This window comes from Peribacillus sp. SIMBA_075 (assembly GCF_046534585.1).
This window is the reverse complement of sequence record NZ_JAWRYN010000024.1, coordinates 1-14,570: the sequence shown is the minus strand read 5'-3', so window position 1 is coordinate 14,570 and position 14,570 is coordinate 1. Positions and strand designations below refer to the sequence as shown.

The window sequence follows — 14,570 nt, the reverse complement described above, 5'->3', positions numbered from 1 at the left end:
GCCAAACATTTAAAGGAGAAGGGGGCCACTGCTTAATTTTCATTAAGTTAACTTATTTGAATTCATTAGTCCGAGCCGATATAATTGTTATATTCATACAAATTTTACAACAGAACACATAAATAAAGGGTACCATGAAAAAATGTTGGGGCCAGAAAGGAAATATAATGGCTAAAAAGAATGAATTTCTCGAACAGATTGAATTAAAGAGAAATGAACTTATCAAGATTGTCGCTAAAGATGGTTTAAACTCCCATGTTGCCGTTGAATATAGCCAGCAACTTGATCAATTATTAAATAAATATAATGAACTTTTTTATAAAACTGGTACAGGTTTTTAATCCCGTTCATCTCCCATTGATAACCACCCATGTTATTATATGATTTATTTTACCGGTCAATCTCTCCTTTTTCGATTCTTTCTCCATTCGAATACATAAGAATAAACTTTTCTTTCTATATAAAAAACAGGCAAACGCTACGGGCGCACTGCCTGTTTTTGCATTAAAAAGGATGCACATTTCAACATTAACATCGTGTGTCGGTTCTAGTTTGTCACAACAGGAACAATAGGAAATCCAGCTAAGATGGAAGCACCAACCGGATTAATAGTCAAAAGACTTCCTACCTTAGTTCCACCCTTTAATATAAGGGAAACCAATCATATTGCAAATGTTCATTATTTAAGGCTCTTTTCGTAAAGATTGTTGTTTTTAAAACGAAACTATTTAGGTTGATTGGAGCGGAAGTGCGAGACTCCTGCGGGAGCAGCGGGACAGGTGAGACCCCACAGGCGTTTACGCCGAGGAGGCTCACCGCCCGCACCAAGGAAAGCGAGCATCTGGAGGGGAAATCAACCACAACTCACTACCTGGTAAATAGCAACAAAGTATGTGAAAACAGCCTTATTTAAACATCTTAAGTAATGAGCGGCCTGTGTTCTTAAATAATTCCTTAATTGTACTTTCAGGTCGGCGCCCTCGTAAATAAAATTGAATTCCATGTACTTATCACGAGTAAAAGTGTGAAAATCACGAGTAATTACTTAAATCACATCTCCCTTTAATATAGAAACCTCGTTCCCTTTTCCCCACAGCAATCATTCAAATGTAAATTAAAATTATGTTGACAAAACACTCAAATTACATTATCTTTAATTAAAGATATTTTAACTCGAGATAAAAACCCATGTTTTTTTTAAAATCAAATCTCGAATTAAAGATATCTTTAATCAAAATAAAATTTCAGGAGGCATCATAAATGATTGGTATAGGTTTATTAGTTATACGTGTAGTAATCGGGTTATCGTTTGTTGGACATGGAGCTCAAAAATTGTTTGGATGGTTTGGCGGTCATGGCTTGAGAGGCACAGGAGGCTGGTTTGATTCGATCGGGATGAAACCAGGAGTTACGATGGCACTATTTGCTGGTCTTTCAGAGTTTATTGGAGGAGCTTTATTTGCTTTAGGTCTCCTTACACCCTTTGCAGGTATATTAATTGCGCTTACAATGCTCGTTGCGATCGTTAAAGTCCATGGAGCCAATGGCTACTGGGCAACTCAAAACGGTTATGAATATAATCTTGCCATTCTTGCAGTGGCGATTGGCGTTGCGATAACCGGAGCTGGACCATACTCACTTGATACCTTTCTATTTTAAGATGAAAAATTAATCATTACGAAAACATGGAGTGGATTCGCCCCACTCCGTGTTTTTTTCATCCCGGCATCCTCTTGCAGGGGAAGTGAATGTCAACAAAAAGAAGACCTGATCATCATAATGACAGGGTCTTCTTTTTGTTGTTCACTTTTTCCGAGTGTTATCGAATTCTTGTGACAAAATAGTAACGTTTAATTAATACGGAGACAACTCCTATTCAATCCCCGGGAACCATCCTGGAGAATGGATGATCGCTTGCCATAATGGATCTGGAATATCAAGTTGCTGCTGATTATCCTTGTTTATTTTTGTCACGATTTCAGTTTCCCTGCCTTGTTCCACTTTTTGTACCCACTCAGGGTCGATTATAAGTTCACGGCCCAATGCGATTAACGGAACCCCTGATTGCAGTGCTTTGATTGCATCATCCGCTGTATAGATGGAACCAACGCCGATGACAGGAACTTGATCTCCGACACGTTCTTTTATAATTTCTATCCGAGGTCGGTCAGCCTCGACTCCCCGTCTTGCTTTCGACCAGAAATCCATTAATGAAACATGGAGATAATCAATATTTTTTGATACAAGCCCATCAATCAATGCAAGTGTATCATCCATGGTGATTCCTGGTGTTTCAGGCTCCTCCGGTGAAAAGCGATATCCTACGATGAACGGATTTTTGGCATATTCAGCAACAGCCTTTTTCACTTCGTCCACAACCGCTAATGGGAAAGTCAGACGTTTTTCAAGCGATCCGCCCCACTTGTCTTCACGACGGTTTGAATGCGGTGAAAAGAATTGCTGGAGTAAATAACCATTGGCACCGTGAATTTCAACACCATCAAATCCAGCTTCAATCGCTCGTCGAGTGGTTTCACCAAAATCGAGAATGATCGATTCAATTTCTCTTTCAGTTAGTGGACGTGGAACAGGTTTCCCTTCGCCTTCCGACGGAATATTGCCTGCACTTACAACATCACCATTTGGTACTAATTCCGGTGGAACCTCACGGCCGCCATGAAATATTTGTAGAATTGCTTTTGCACCTTTTGCTTTAATCGCAGAAGCCAAACGATGTAAACTAGGAATCATTTCATCCGTATCTCCGCCAAATTCACCATGAAAACCTTTACCATTGGCCGTCACGTATGTGCAAGCTGTTATTACCATGCCTACCCCGCCAGACCGACGTTCATAATAGTTAACTTCTGCATCGGTTACAGTCCCGTCAGGATTCGAAGAGAAATTTGTCATAGGCGCCATCACCAACCGATTTTTCACTTCCATCCCTTTTCCTAGATTGAACGAATCAAATAATGGTGTAAATTTAGAATTCATTTAGTAATCCTCCATTTTGTTACCAACCCTTTACAGGTATTGGTCGGTATAAGTCCTTTTTTTATTTAGGCTGTTTTCACATACTTTGTTGCTATTTACCAGGTAGTGAGTTGTGGTTGATTTCCCCTCCAGATGCTCGCTTTCCTTGGAGCGGGCGGTGAGCCTCCTCGGCGTAAACGCCTGTGGGGTCTCACCTGTCCCGCTGCTCCCGCAGGAGTCTCGCACTTCCGCTCCAATCAACCTTAAATAGTTTCGTTTTAAAAACAACAATCTTTACGAAAAGAGCCTTTATTTAACACATACTACTCATGCATGCTTTTCAATCAATGCCGCAATGGCTTCTTTAGGCTGTAAGCCAATTGCCTGATCTACTTTTTCTCCATCTTTGAAAAGAATAAGGGCCGGAATTCCCATCACTCCATAATCGCTTGTCGTAGCTGAATTTTCATCCACATTCAATTTTACGATCTTAACCCGATCACCCATTTCAACATCAATTTCATTAAGGATTGGGGCAATCATTTTACATGGTCCGCACCACGGTGCCCAAAAATCAACCAGTACTAAACCTTCCTTGACTTCACTAGCAAAATTATCATCTGTTACATGTTCTATTGTCATGATCATGTCCTCCTTGTATTATCCGATATATTATGGTTTTTGACTCATCATCTATTTAAATCAAGTTTCCCGATTCTATTTCCCGGGATAAGAAACTCGGATTTCCTGATATTTATTTTCGGATGGATTTTAATCGATTCCAATTTACCGGATAACTCCATAAACCATGTTTCATCCTTAGATAGTAAAGCCAAATCAATTAATGCCAAAAGATGACTTTCGTTACTGATTTCTAGATCAGGCAGCTTTTCAGTCCATTTACTCGGAATCCAAATCGATTTCCCGACCGCTTTTTCATTGTCACTTTCCACCACATTCACTTTAACGATTTCTCGATTCGCGCTTACCGTTTCAATGTAACCATGGATAAGTTCTCCATCTCTTGATCTTCCCTGCACCCAATCCCCATTATTTAACTGATTATTTCCGGCCATTTTTAACACCCCTTTTATATTCTATTGTTATCAATTATTAACTGTAAAAATAAAATGTACAGTAAAGACAAAAGAAAAAACTAAATCAACATCACGGACATTGTTTAATTTTTTCCAAAAAAGTGCTGAGAGTAATATCTTCTAAATATTTTTCAAAATATAACTCAGCTTCATCGAAGATTTGATCCATGACTACCTGGGTATTGGAAGATATGACACATTTTTTCTCCGGATTACCTGTACACCACTTTGGCTTCAAGGTTCCATGCGAGACCGTTATATAAATATCTGCCAAACTCACCTCTTCAGGGTTACAGTCCAGAATATAGCCTCCGCCCACACCTTCTTTAGTCTTAACAAATCCTTTATTCCGTAAGCAGCTCATCATTTTCCGAATCCTTGCCGAATTTGTACAAACGTTTTCTGCGATAGACTCACTGCTAGCCATATGATCTGGTAGATAAGCTAAATAGACCAAACTATGCACAGCTATTGTAAAATCACTATTCACTTTTTGCATCCTCCTCAAGGAGATTACTGTAATTTTAATATTTACAGTTGATAAAGTCAACACAAAAAACTCAACTTTTGTTGATATGTTTATTATCGCAATGAAATTTCCCCCTATCAAAAGATAGAGGGCACTTCATCAGTTAGCTTTTGGAAAGTGGAACCATCCAAAAGCTCGTCAAAATCTTATTGTTGAGAAAGATCCAATGCCGTATTAGCCGTTTTAAGATTCACCTGTGCTTGCTCATCCATATCCTGAGGGTGATAATAACCTTTTGAAACCATATAATCACTTATGATCCCATGTGTTTCTACAGCGGACTTTAGCTGTTCCCGTAATGCAGCCCTCAGTTCAGGTGAAGCTGTTTCAGTTATAGCGAATGCCGCATTTCTAATTCCTGATTTGGCAGAAATCAGAAAGTCAGTTGCAATCACCTGATCGGTCATTCCACTCATACCCGCCATATTTTGCAAAAAGTTGGTCATTATTTCCCCTCTCCTTGATTAACCAGAATTTCCTGTAATCTTTGAATTTGCTCTCTGCCGCTGCTGATGTCTTGTAATAGAATGTTTTTTAATTCCGTATCTCGAACTAATCCGTTCATTATAGAACTTTTGGATAGACAAAGGCTTTTGAAATTCAATATTTCATGCAACTCTAACGTTTCATGCAGTCCTAACTTTCCCATTAAAAGTATCTCTCCTTTCATTTACATTCACTTACTTATCTTTCGTTGTTCAAATGGTCTTATTCATTGTTTCTTAAAGAAGGTAAAACCTAGACCCCCTGTATACCAATGAGTTGAATAGGGAAAATTACTTTTGTTACATACACTTAAGGGGTGATTGGATGGAAAATGAAAAACTGGCCTTTCATGAGACCATGGAGACGCATGAAATAATAAATTTTAAAACAATAAGCTTGATGAAATCCAAATTAATGCAAGGAATTTGTTTCGATAATGATTTAAAGGCACTAATGGAAAAAGACGTACAGCAATCCATAATAGCCATTAATGAACTGAAAAGTTTTTACCAAGGTGCCCGAACAAACTATATACAATGAGGTGAACGTTATGGAAATGGATTATTTAGATCCCCAAGGCGCTGAACATATGCCTGAAATGGCTGATTCTTCTTTTGCCCTCGATTTCCTACTGTCAATCAAAAGCGGGATTCATACGTATGCAATAGCTATAACGGAAACAATGAGTCCAGAATTGAGACAAGCCCTATACCGGCAAATGGAGCAATCCATTGATTTACATGCCGAAATATCCGATTTAATGATAAGTAAAGGCTGGCTTTATCCAAATGATATAGGAAAGCAAGTTGAATTGGATTTGAAATCAGCAGAAATGGCAATCAGCATCGCTCGGATGAGGTTATTTCCTAACGATACAGATAGACTCGGGATGTTCGCAACGCCAAATAAATAGAGGAGGAAGTTTTATGAAAGCCGTAACTTACCAGGGCAATAAAAACGTGCAGGTCAAAGATGTTAAAGACCCCCATATCAAAAATTCAGATGATATTATCGTAAAAGTTACAACTTCAGCCATTTGCGGTTCGGATTTGCACTTGATTCATCAAATGATTCCAAATATGCCAACTGATTATGTTATTGGCCACGAGCCAATGGGAATTGTCGAGGAAGTCGGTCCAGGTGTAAATAAGTTAAAAAAGGGAGATCGTGTTATCATCCCCTTTAACGTTAGCTGCGGAAGCTGCTGGTATTGCGAGAACGACCTTACAAGTCAGTGCGATAACTCAAACCCTCATGGCGAAATGGGTGGTTTTTTGGGATATTCAGAAACAACTGGTGGGTATGCGGGAGGACAAGCAGAATACATGCGGGTTCCTTATTGAAATTTCACACCTTTTAAGATTCCGGAAGATTGTGAGGTAGAAGATGAAAAATTGGTATTACTCGCAGATGCAGCTTCAACTGCATTTTGGAGCGTTGACCATGCAGGAGTTAAACCTGGTGATACAGTTATCATTTTGGGCTGCGGTTCCGTTGGATTACTCGCTCAAAAATTCGCTTGGTTCAAAGGAGCGAAAAGGGTCATTGCCTTCGATCATCTCAACTATCGTTTGGAACATGCTAAACGGACAAATAAAGTCGAAATCGTTAATTTCGAACAATATGAAAACGTAGGGGAATATCTCAAAGAAATAACCAAAGGCGGAGCCGACATCGTAATTGACTGTTCTGGCATGAGCGGTAAAATGACTCCTATGGAATATCTAGCAACTGGCCTTAAGCTGCATGGAGGTGCCATGGGTGGTCTTGTAATTGCCTCGCAAGCCGTGCGTAAAGCTGGAACCATTCAAATAAATAACAGGTGTTTACGGAGGGCGTTATAACGGATTTCCGTTAGGGGATATATTTCAAAGAAACGTGGATATCAAGACCGGACAAGCTCCTGTTATCCCTTATATGCCCTATCTCTATAACCTTATATCTGAAGGAAAGGTTGATCCTGGCGATGTCGTAACCCATGTACTTCCAATCGATCAAGCTAAACATGGTTATCAAGTATTCGATACAAGGACAGACGGATGCATTAAAGTGGTGCTGAAGCCCTGACTAGCAGTGATATTTTGTAGGTTACTGAATTTATTGACTCCAGGTATTGTTGTTCAAGCTATTTTTGTTCACAAGTTCATGGCGACTATTGCTTCTACTCTAGTTTCAAAACCTTTATTGCTTCCGATTCTAAAAATTGTTACCAATGATATTCAAACTCGAAAATAAAAGCCACTTTTCCTGAAACTCGTCCAGGAAAAGTGGCTTTACGTTTAAAAAGGAAGATAAACTTAATTATCACTTAAATCAATTGAAGGTTCGATCCTTACGTGGTTTATCGTTATAACTTTACATTTATCCTATCTTTTTATAAAAACAAGGTTATAATAGCGGTATTTCATGCTTATTATTTTGTTTGTTGTTTATTCATGGCGCTCATCATTTGATTAATTTTCTTTTGGGATGGTTTCATACCCATTTGCATCATCATCATTTTCAGCATCTGTTCGTTAATTGGCGGATTTTTCTTTAAGTAATCCATCATGTATTTACGAGCGATGAAAAATCCCAGCACTACTCCAGCAATCAATGCCAGTACGCCAACTAGAATGTAAACCCACATACTATTTCCTCCTTCGTGTTGTCTAACATCAGTGTACTAGACCAAAGGTTATTATACAATACCCGCTACCGAAAAGTCCCCCATTTAGACAAATTTTCTTTCTTTTATCGGTTTTAACCAACCGTATTTTTCGTGTTCAAAATCAATGGCTAGAAAACTCGCTTCATATTTTCGAATGCATTCAAAGAAAGCCGTCTCCGCTTCATAGTCTCCTTCAGCTTTAAGCGTAATGGACTCATCCTGGATGATTAACACGGCTTTACTTGATCCGTTTGTTTTTTCTAAATAGTATTTTCCATTTTGAGACCAAAAATTCATCTTTTTTTGTAAACGTTGTTCAATTGCTACCTGCAACTGGATAATGGGGACTGTTTTGGTGACAAATTCGATTTGTTTTTGCAAAATACTCTTCAGTCTGCCCCTTGCTTGAATATACTCCAAAAACAAATTGAAAAATAGCTTTTCTCTTCCATAATAATGATGGGCAAATTCATCTTCGATTAAAAAGATTTGATAGGTTCTCATCAGCCAACGCCTCCTAGCATTCCTATTTTGGTCACCAGAACAACTTACCATCAGGACCTTCCATTATTTCCTACCCTTGATGACTTTCCCCTTTAACTGACACATTTAAACGAAAATTATTTATTCTCATTATATATTGACAAACTAAAAAGATATGTTGTTTGCTGGAGAAATTTTTTTCTTTTTTTGTCGAATGGATGCTATCCCAGAGAATAAGAGCACTTTCAACATACAATTAGAAGGTTCGATAAAAAAACTGACACCAAACTAGTTGGTGTCAGTTCCCCATTACTATTATTTAAGCATTTCTTTAACACGAGCAACTACATTTTCTACAGTGAAACCAAATTCCTCCATGATCTTACCGCCTGGTGCAGAAGCTCCAAAATGATTGATGGCCAATATTTCACCCTCATCACCTGCATAACGATCCCAGCCAAACGGTGAAGCCACTTCGATAGCTAGACGTTTTTTCACTGCTGGATTGATTACACTTTGTTTATATTCTTTAGATTGAGTTTCAAATCGATCCCATGATGGCATGCTGATTACCGAAACATCAATTCCATCGTTCGCTAAAGCTTTCTGTGCTTCCACAGCCAAGTTCACTTCAGAACCAGTCGCAAGTAGTAATGCATCCGCTTCTTCTTTCTTAGCAGCGGATATGATGTAAGCCCCTTTTGAAACACCTTCATAAGCAGTTTCGGAAGTATCTTTTATTGTTGGCAACCCTTGACGAGTCAGTACAAGGGCAGTCGGTTTATTTGTAGACTCCATAGCCACTTTCCAAGCTGCTGCCGTTTCATTGCCATCAGCTGGACGGATTACCCCTAGGTTGGGCATTGCCCGCAATGATGCTAATTGTTCGATTGGCTCATGTGTCGGTCCGTCTTCCCCTACAGCAATGCTATCGTGGGTGAAGACATACGTTACAGGTAGTCCCATCAGTGCTGCCATTCTTATGGCAGGACGCAAATAATCAGAGAATACGAAGAATGTACCTCCGTACACTTTTAATCCACCATGAAGGGTCATTCCATTTAAAGCCGCACCCATAGCGAATTCACGTACACCGAACCATATATTACGGCCACTGTAATTACCAGGTAATAGGTCTGTCTCACCTTTGATGGCAGTATTATTAGATCCTGCTAAATCTGCAGAACCACCAATGAAGCTAGGGACCTTTTTGGCAATTGCATTCAATACTTCTCCGCTTGAAGCACGGGAAGCTAATGTTTTTCCTTCTTCATAAACCGGAATTTCCTGATCCCACTCAGCAGGCAGTTCACCTTTGATTGCCAGCTCCAATTGCTCGGCTAACTCAGGGTGTGCTTCTTTGTAATTTTTGAACATTTCATTCCAAGCTTCTTCTTTTTGGGCGCCTGCCTCTACAACAGATTCATTGAAGTGAGAATAAACTTCTTCTGGAACATGGAAATCCTCTTCGAATGTCCATTTATAAGCTTCCTTAGTCAACTTCAGCTCATCTGCACCAAGCGGAGCGCCGTGAACAGCAGATTTACCTGAACGGTTTGGTGAACCGTAACCAATAACCGTTTTCACTTCGATTAATGTTGGACGTGCCTCATCGGTTTTCGCTTCTTCAATCGCTTTGGCAATTTCCTGAAGATCGTTCCCGTCCTCAACGCGGACATATTGCCATCCATAAGATTTGAACCGGTTTGCTACGCTTTCACTAAATGATTGACTTAAGTCGCCGTCAAGGGATATATCATTAGAATCATATAAAACGACAAGTCTTCCAAGTTGCAGATGTCCTGCTAATGAAGCCGCTTCTGCAGAAACACCTTCCATTAAATCTCCATCCCCACAAATGCTATATGTATAATGATCGACCACATTATAAGATTCACGGTTATAGCTTTCTGCCAAGTGGCGTTCTGCCATTGCCATTCCGACTGCCATTGCAATACCTTGTCCAAGAGGACCTGTCGTTGCATCTACCCCAGCGGTATGTCCGAATTCGGGATGTCCTGGAGTTTTACTGCCCCATTGGCGGAAGCTTTTCAAATCATCGATAGATAAGCCATAGCCCGATAAATGAAGAAGGCTGTATAACAGCATAGATCCATGACCAGCTGAAAGAACGAAGCGATCTCTATTAAACCAATCTGGATTTTTCGGGTTATGATTCATATATTCAGTCCATAATTTGTACGCCATCGGCGCTGCACCCATGGGCATGCCTGGATGGCCGGAATTAGCCTTTTCAATTGCGTCAATCGATAATGTACGAATCGTATTGATAGAAAGTGCATCTAATTTATCTAACATATCGTAAAACATCCCTTCCTGTAATGTACCTCTTTATATTATAGTGACCAGCATAATATCACAACTAAAAACACTATTTACAACCCCGATATTACAATATTTTCTGGAAATTAAAGAAGTCCCCTATTTAGATTAAGCTAAATAGGAGAATACATACATGAATGCACTCCCTTTTTAATCATTAAAGCTTAAAATGGGGTGTTTCATGATAATAGTCCAAGCATTAATGTAAGTTTCTTTTTTCTTTAATATTCTTTATCTTTTGAGGAGTGACGTCATTTCCTTCTGGATCAACGACTTTCACGTGCTCCAACGTATCGGACATGGACCGTCTGAATGTTTCTAAATACTCACTTCTTAATTGGGTTTGCTCTTTCGCCTCGACTTCCGTTAAACCTTCAGCCTTTGCCTTTTTAGAAAGTTCATTAATACGGGCTATTTTTTCTTTTGATAGCATAATTTCGCTCCTTCGTAATCTGCGGATATTGTCATGGTATTAAAAAAAAAGCGAAATTACAAGTTCTATGATTGACTTTCCTGTATATTTAGTTGATGTTCGAGAAAACGCCTGTTCACCGTAGCTTTGGATACATTGTATCCAAAGCCCCTTAAAGTGGCTGCGATTTCTGCAAATGTCAATCCATTGGCCCGGAGTTTAATAATCTCTTCAATGGGAATTTCCATACGTTCCCTTCCAGTAGAATTCCTTTGGTTCTGAAGATTGTTTTGAGGGCGGTAGCCTTTTTCAACGGCTCTTATCATCCCGCGTTTTATTTTTAAGTTATGTAATTTCCTTTGATATTCCTCTACAATACCGACTATCTGGATGACCATGGCATCCGAATCCGATAACTCTATTTCCCCATCGTGTGAGAGCGTATAGATTTTCACGTCTTCTTTAAGGATGACATGGAAAAGGGCTATTTTGGCATTCCCTCTTCCTAGTCTTGTTTCGTCCTGGATTAATAGAACTTCGGCTTCTTTGGCTTTAAATAGTTCGATCATGTCAAAAATGCCATCCCGGTTTAACTCATAACCGCTTTCCTGTTCCTTTATTATGGAAACAACTTCCATATCCAACTTTTCGGCCAATTTGACTAATTCATCTTCCTGCCTTGCCAATGATGTCTCCTGTGACTCTTTTTCTGTGCTGACCCTACAATAGATTATTGCCTTCATAATACCCTACCTTCACTGCTTACTGCTGACTTGCCAAATTCTGAACAAGTTCTTCCCCTTTAACCGGTATGACAATGACTTGACCAGGTTTAATCGAATCTGCCCTGACTCCATTATGCTCTTCTATCCAACCAATGAATTCTTTTTTTGTCAAATCAGCTTCATCATATTTTTCGGCAATTCCCCATAGGGTGTCGCCTTCACCTACTTCTATAGAAAGGAAATCCTTTTTTTGATCATTGTCCAATGTACAAGAGAATAAAATTGAAAAGATGAATACTGATCCAGCTAACAGAATCGTATATACATAATTTTTGTATATTTTTTTCATAAATAACCCTCCAAAGCGAATGTTCGTTCGTATGTTATGTCAAAATTATAATACGAACGTTTGTTTCAGTCAACAACTAAATTCGAACTTATGTTTGTATAGAATTGGGGGCCATGCTATAATGGGGCAAAGAACATTGGAGAAGAGGTGCACATATGACTAAACTATCAAAACGGCAGCAAGATATCCTTGATTTCATTAAAGAAGAGGTCCGCCAAAAAGGGTATCCACCTTCCGTCCGGGAGATTGGCGAAGCAGTGGGACTTGCATCAAGTTCAACAGTACACGGACATTTATCCCGCCTGGAAAGTAAAGGTCTGATAAGACGTGACCCAACCAAGCCGAGGGCCATTGAAATACTGAACTTGGAGGAAGCGAATAATATCCCCAAAGCTAGTGTCGTGAACGTGCCGTTACTTGGTAAAGTAACCGCGGGCATGCCGATAACTGCAATTGAGAACATAGAAGAATACTTTCCGCTTCCCGAAAGCATGGTTCCACATGATGACCATGTTTTCATGCTAGAAATCATGGGCGAAAGTATGATTGAAGCAGGAATCCATGATGGAGATTATGTCATCGTGAAACAACAAAGCAGTGCCAATAATGGAGATATCGTCGTGGCCATGACGGAAGATGATGAAGCCACTGTAAAACGATTCTTTAAGGAACCGGATTACATAAGGCTTCAGCCTGAGAACTCAAATATGGAACCAATTATTTTAAGAGATGTTTCGATACTTGGAAAAGTAATTGGCTTATATAGACAAATACATTAAAAGCGCTAAATGCGCTTTTTTTTGTTTGTTTAATTTATGTCCGAAATTCTATCATTATGCATTTGGAAGACTAGGTTTGAAATATTTTTTTAATAGAAGCGTGTTTTCATAGGAGTATTTAAACATTATTCATTTATGGCGGTTGATAGGCAAGGTATCGCTTTCTGGATATATGTACTTTAGGAAAAATATGAAACCATAAAATTAATAAAGAGCGAGATAAAACCCCGCTCCCTGTAAATGTTCATTTCACTCTTAATCTTTGGTTCACTTTAATAAGGTTAAGATCGACCAATCCATTCCACTGTTGAATCTGCATTTGCGTAGAACCATATGCTTTTGCAAGCGCAGATACGGAATCCCCTTTTTTGACGATATGATAGACCTCTTCGATGCTTTCATCATATTTAGTTAAATCGCTTGTTTCGATTAGGTTCGCCAGTTTTTCTATATATTTCGGATCCGAGGCGTAACCCGCATCGAATATTGCTTTGAGTGCTTTTTTGTAATCTTGTTCTCCAATGACGGCTGTATACAAACTTCTATTCCATGAAGTTCCCTTTACATATAGATTGGCAAGATCTCTTAGACTTTCTTCCCATGTTGGGTATTTTCTGAATTTGTTCCATACTTGAACGGGTGCACCGTTGACGTATTCAATTGTTTGTATAATGACTGACTCGCCCTTAAAATCACCTTTTGTACCGAATATATTCTTTCCTTGATTTGCTAAAAAGCTTGTCCCATATCCACTCTCCAAACAAGCTTGTGCAATGATCACAGAAGGCAAAATTTTAAATTCCTTTTGAATTTTCAGGGCATATGGAGCAATTTCCTTAATAAACGTTTCCTTGCTCATTAGAACCTCCATCATTAGGACTCACTTTCTTAACTGGTTATCTTCATTCATATCGTATTCTAAACCATGAAAAGGGTGACAGCATGTCCAGCAAAAAAGGTACTGATATTTGGTTAATTGTCTTCACTATGATCAAAAAAGAGCCAGCATACATTGAGCGGCTTCACATTGAACTCTGAAAGTCTTCGAAACTTGTTGTATCAACTTTCATTGATCAATCGTTTATATTGCATTAATTAATATGGTATAAATCCTTTGTAAATGGTAAAAATTAATTGTGAAAACTTCTAAGGTGGTGACATTATGGACTTCCCAACCATCCATACAAACTTTTGGGATGCAGTGATAGCCATTCCTACCATCATGACACTTACTCAACTTATTAAGGTCATGTTTCCAATTCCTCCAAAATTCATCCCTGCCATCGCTTTGGTTCTAGGCTTATTCATTTCCATTTTCATCAGCCATCGACACCATTTGGTTGCAGGAATTTTCATGGGCTGGTTTTATGGCTATGCAAGCATAGGCAACTATGCTGCTCTCAAAACTAGTATTTTGTCTTATAGAGAATCTTATCAAAAGTAGGATTGAACTATACATGATAGCACACGCCTAGGGTCATCAATCTTGTTCTTGCCAGGAGACCAAACTAGCTTATATTCCCATCGAACAATCCAATATTCATTCCTTTATGGCAATTACGGCCTAGCTTTTTACTTAGCTGAATCAACATAGCCCAAAGTAAAGTAAATAAAACCAATTCACACCTCCACATTTCAACCTAAAAAAACCTCTCAATTAAGAGGAGGGCACTGAAAAAGTCCCTTCCGGGCCAATAGAGGTAGATTTTCTCAGTTTATTCTGAGGAAATCTACCTTTTTT

Annotated in this window: 19 protein-coding genes and 1 pseudogene; 7 read left to right on the top strand and 13 right to left on the bottom strand. The window is 39.0% G+C overall.

Translation table 11 applies throughout. The features are described 5' to 3' along the window. Positions 1-167 precede the first annotated feature (167 nt). Together SB775_RS16955 and SB775_RS16950 are read left to right on the top strand one after the other, a co-directional pair. Positions 168-341, top strand: a complete 174-nt coding sequence (locus tag SB775_RS16955; RefSeq protein WP_076368851.1) for an aspartyl-phosphate phosphatase Spo0E family protein — start codon at positions 168-170, stop codon at positions 339-341. A 919-nt stretch (positions 342-1,260) separates the two neighbouring features. Next, entirely contained in the window at positions 1,261-1,659 is a 399-nt protein-coding gene (locus SB775_RS16950; protein WP_410862364.1) for a DoxX family protein, read from the top strand. 213 nt (positions 1,660-1,872) lie between these two features. On the opposite strand, the gene SB775_RS16945 is transcribed toward SB775_RS16950, so the two are convergent. From SB775_RS16945 to SB775_RS16920, 6 genes are all read right to left on the bottom strand, one after another. Then, positions 1,873-2,997, bottom strand: a complete 1,125-nt coding sequence (locus SB775_RS16945) for an NADH-dependent flavin oxidoreductase (RefSeq protein ID WP_410862362.1) — start codon at positions 2,995-2,997, stop codon at positions 1,873-1,875. A 306-nt stretch (positions 2,998-3,303) separates the two neighbouring features. Continuing rightward, a complete protein-coding gene (gene trxA / locus SB775_RS16940; RefSeq protein ID WP_410862360.1) occupies positions 3,304-3,618 on the bottom strand; it encodes a thioredoxin in 315 nt (104 codons plus the stop codon). A gap of 47 nt (positions 3,619-3,665) precedes the next feature. Beyond that, on the bottom strand, positions 3,666-4,052 hold the full coding sequence (locus tag SB775_RS16935) for an IDEAL domain-containing protein (protein ID WP_089363238.1): 387 nt from the start codon (positions 4,050-4,052) through the stop codon (positions 3,666-3,668). 91 nt (positions 4,053-4,143) lie between these two features. Further along, complete coding sequence (locus tag SB775_RS16930) at positions 4,144-4,563, bottom strand: RrF2 family transcriptional regulator (protein ID WP_061466045.1); 420 nt, start codon at positions 4,561-4,563, stop codon at positions 4,144-4,146. Positions 4,564-4,748: 185 nt separating this feature from the next. Next, a complete protein-coding gene (locus SB775_RS16925; protein WP_089363237.1) occupies positions 4,749-5,048 on the bottom strand; it encodes a spore coat protein in 300 nt (99 codons plus the stop codon). After that, positions 5,048-5,251, bottom strand: a complete 204-nt coding sequence (locus SB775_RS16920; protein ID WP_061462715.1) for a hypothetical protein — start codon at positions 5,249-5,251, stop codon at positions 5,048-5,050. Before SB775_RS16920 ends, SB775_RS16925 begins: the two co-directional genes overlap by 1 nt. A 161-nt stretch (positions 5,252-5,412) precedes the next feature. Between SB775_RS16920 and SB775_RS16915 the strand changes: the two genes are divergently transcribed. The 3 genes and pseudogenes from SB775_RS16915 to SB775_RS16905 all read left to right on the top strand — a co-directional run bounded on the left by SB775_RS16915 (position 5,413) and on the right by SB775_RS16905 (position 7,155). Next, the gene (locus SB775_RS16915) at positions 5,413-5,628 is read left to right on the top strand and encodes a spore coat protein (RefSeq protein WP_089363236.1); all 216 of its coding nucleotides are present in this window, start codon (positions 5,413-5,415) and stop codon (positions 5,626-5,628) included. Between the two features lie 10 nt (positions 5,629-5,638). Next, positions 5,639-6,001 carry a spore coat protein gene (locus SB775_RS16910; protein ID WP_089363235.1) on the top strand — a complete coding sequence of 121 codons (363 nt, stop codon included), beginning with the start codon at positions 5,639-5,641 and terminating at the stop codon, positions 5,999-6,001. Between the two features lie 13 nt (positions 6,002-6,014). Continuing rightward, a pseudogene (locus SB775_RS16905) lies at positions 6,015-7,155 on the top strand (zinc-dependent alcohol dehydrogenase). Between the two features lie 346 nt (positions 7,156-7,501). Here the strand turns inward: SB775_RS16905 and SB775_RS16900 are convergent. The 6 genes from SB775_RS16900 to yneA all read right to left on the bottom strand — a co-directional run bounded on the left by SB775_RS16900 (position 7,502) and on the right by yneA (position 12,050). Continuing rightward, positions 7,502-7,717: a YneF family protein gene (locus tag SB775_RS16900; protein WP_034312934.1), complete on the bottom strand. Its 216-nt coding sequence runs from the start codon at positions 7,715-7,717 to the stop codon at positions 7,502-7,504. An 84-nt stretch (positions 7,718-7,801) separates the two neighbouring features. Further along, positions 7,802-8,242, bottom strand: coding sequence for a sporulation inhibitor of replication protein SirA (sirA, locus tag SB775_RS16895; RefSeq protein ID WP_061462713.1), 441 nt, complete (start codon positions 8,240-8,242; stop codon positions 7,802-7,804). A 294-nt stretch (positions 8,243-8,536) separates the two neighbouring features. Next, the gene (gene tkt, locus SB775_RS16890) at positions 8,537-10,540 is read right to left on the bottom strand and encodes a transketolase (RefSeq protein ID WP_410862357.1); all 2,004 of its coding nucleotides are present in this window, start codon (positions 10,538-10,540) and stop codon (positions 8,537-8,539) included. 223 nt (positions 10,541-10,763) lie between these two features. Then, a complete protein-coding gene (locus SB775_RS16885) occupies positions 10,764-10,997 on the bottom strand; it encodes a DUF896 domain-containing protein (protein WP_061462711.1) in 234 nt (77 codons plus the stop codon). A 65-nt stretch (positions 10,998-11,062) separates the two neighbouring features. Next, positions 11,063-11,719 carry a YneB family resolvase-like protein gene (locus SB775_RS16880; RefSeq protein ID WP_061462709.1) on the bottom strand — a complete coding sequence of 219 codons (657 nt, stop codon included), beginning with the start codon at positions 11,717-11,719 and terminating at the stop codon, positions 11,063-11,065. Between the two features lie 19 nt (positions 11,720-11,738). Next, positions 11,739-12,050: a cell division suppressor protein YneA gene (gene yneA / locus SB775_RS16875; RefSeq protein ID WP_061462707.1), complete on the bottom strand. Its 312-nt coding sequence runs from the start codon at positions 12,048-12,050 to the stop codon at positions 11,739-11,741. Between the two features lie 155 nt (positions 12,051-12,205). Here yneA and lexA point away from each other — a divergent pair, with 155 nt between their 5' ends. Further along, the gene (gene lexA / locus SB775_RS16870; protein WP_061462705.1) at positions 12,206-12,829 is read left to right on the top strand and encodes a transcriptional repressor LexA; all 624 of its coding nucleotides are present in this window, start codon (positions 12,206-12,208) and stop codon (positions 12,827-12,829) included. Positions 12,830-13,073: 244 nt separating this feature from the next. On the opposite strand, the gene SB775_RS16865 is transcribed toward lexA, so the two are convergent. Then, entirely contained in the window at positions 13,074-13,688 is a 615-nt protein-coding gene (locus SB775_RS16865; RefSeq protein WP_176431944.1) for a glucosaminidase domain-containing protein, read from the bottom strand. Positions 13,689-13,991: 303 nt separating this feature from the next. Here SB775_RS16865 and SB775_RS16860 point away from each other — a divergent pair, with 303 nt between their 5' ends. Then, positions 13,992-14,273, top strand: a complete 282-nt coding sequence (locus SB775_RS16860; protein WP_061462701.1) for a hypothetical protein — start codon at positions 13,992-13,994, stop codon at positions 14,271-14,273. Positions 14,274-14,570: the final 297 nt, after the last annotated feature.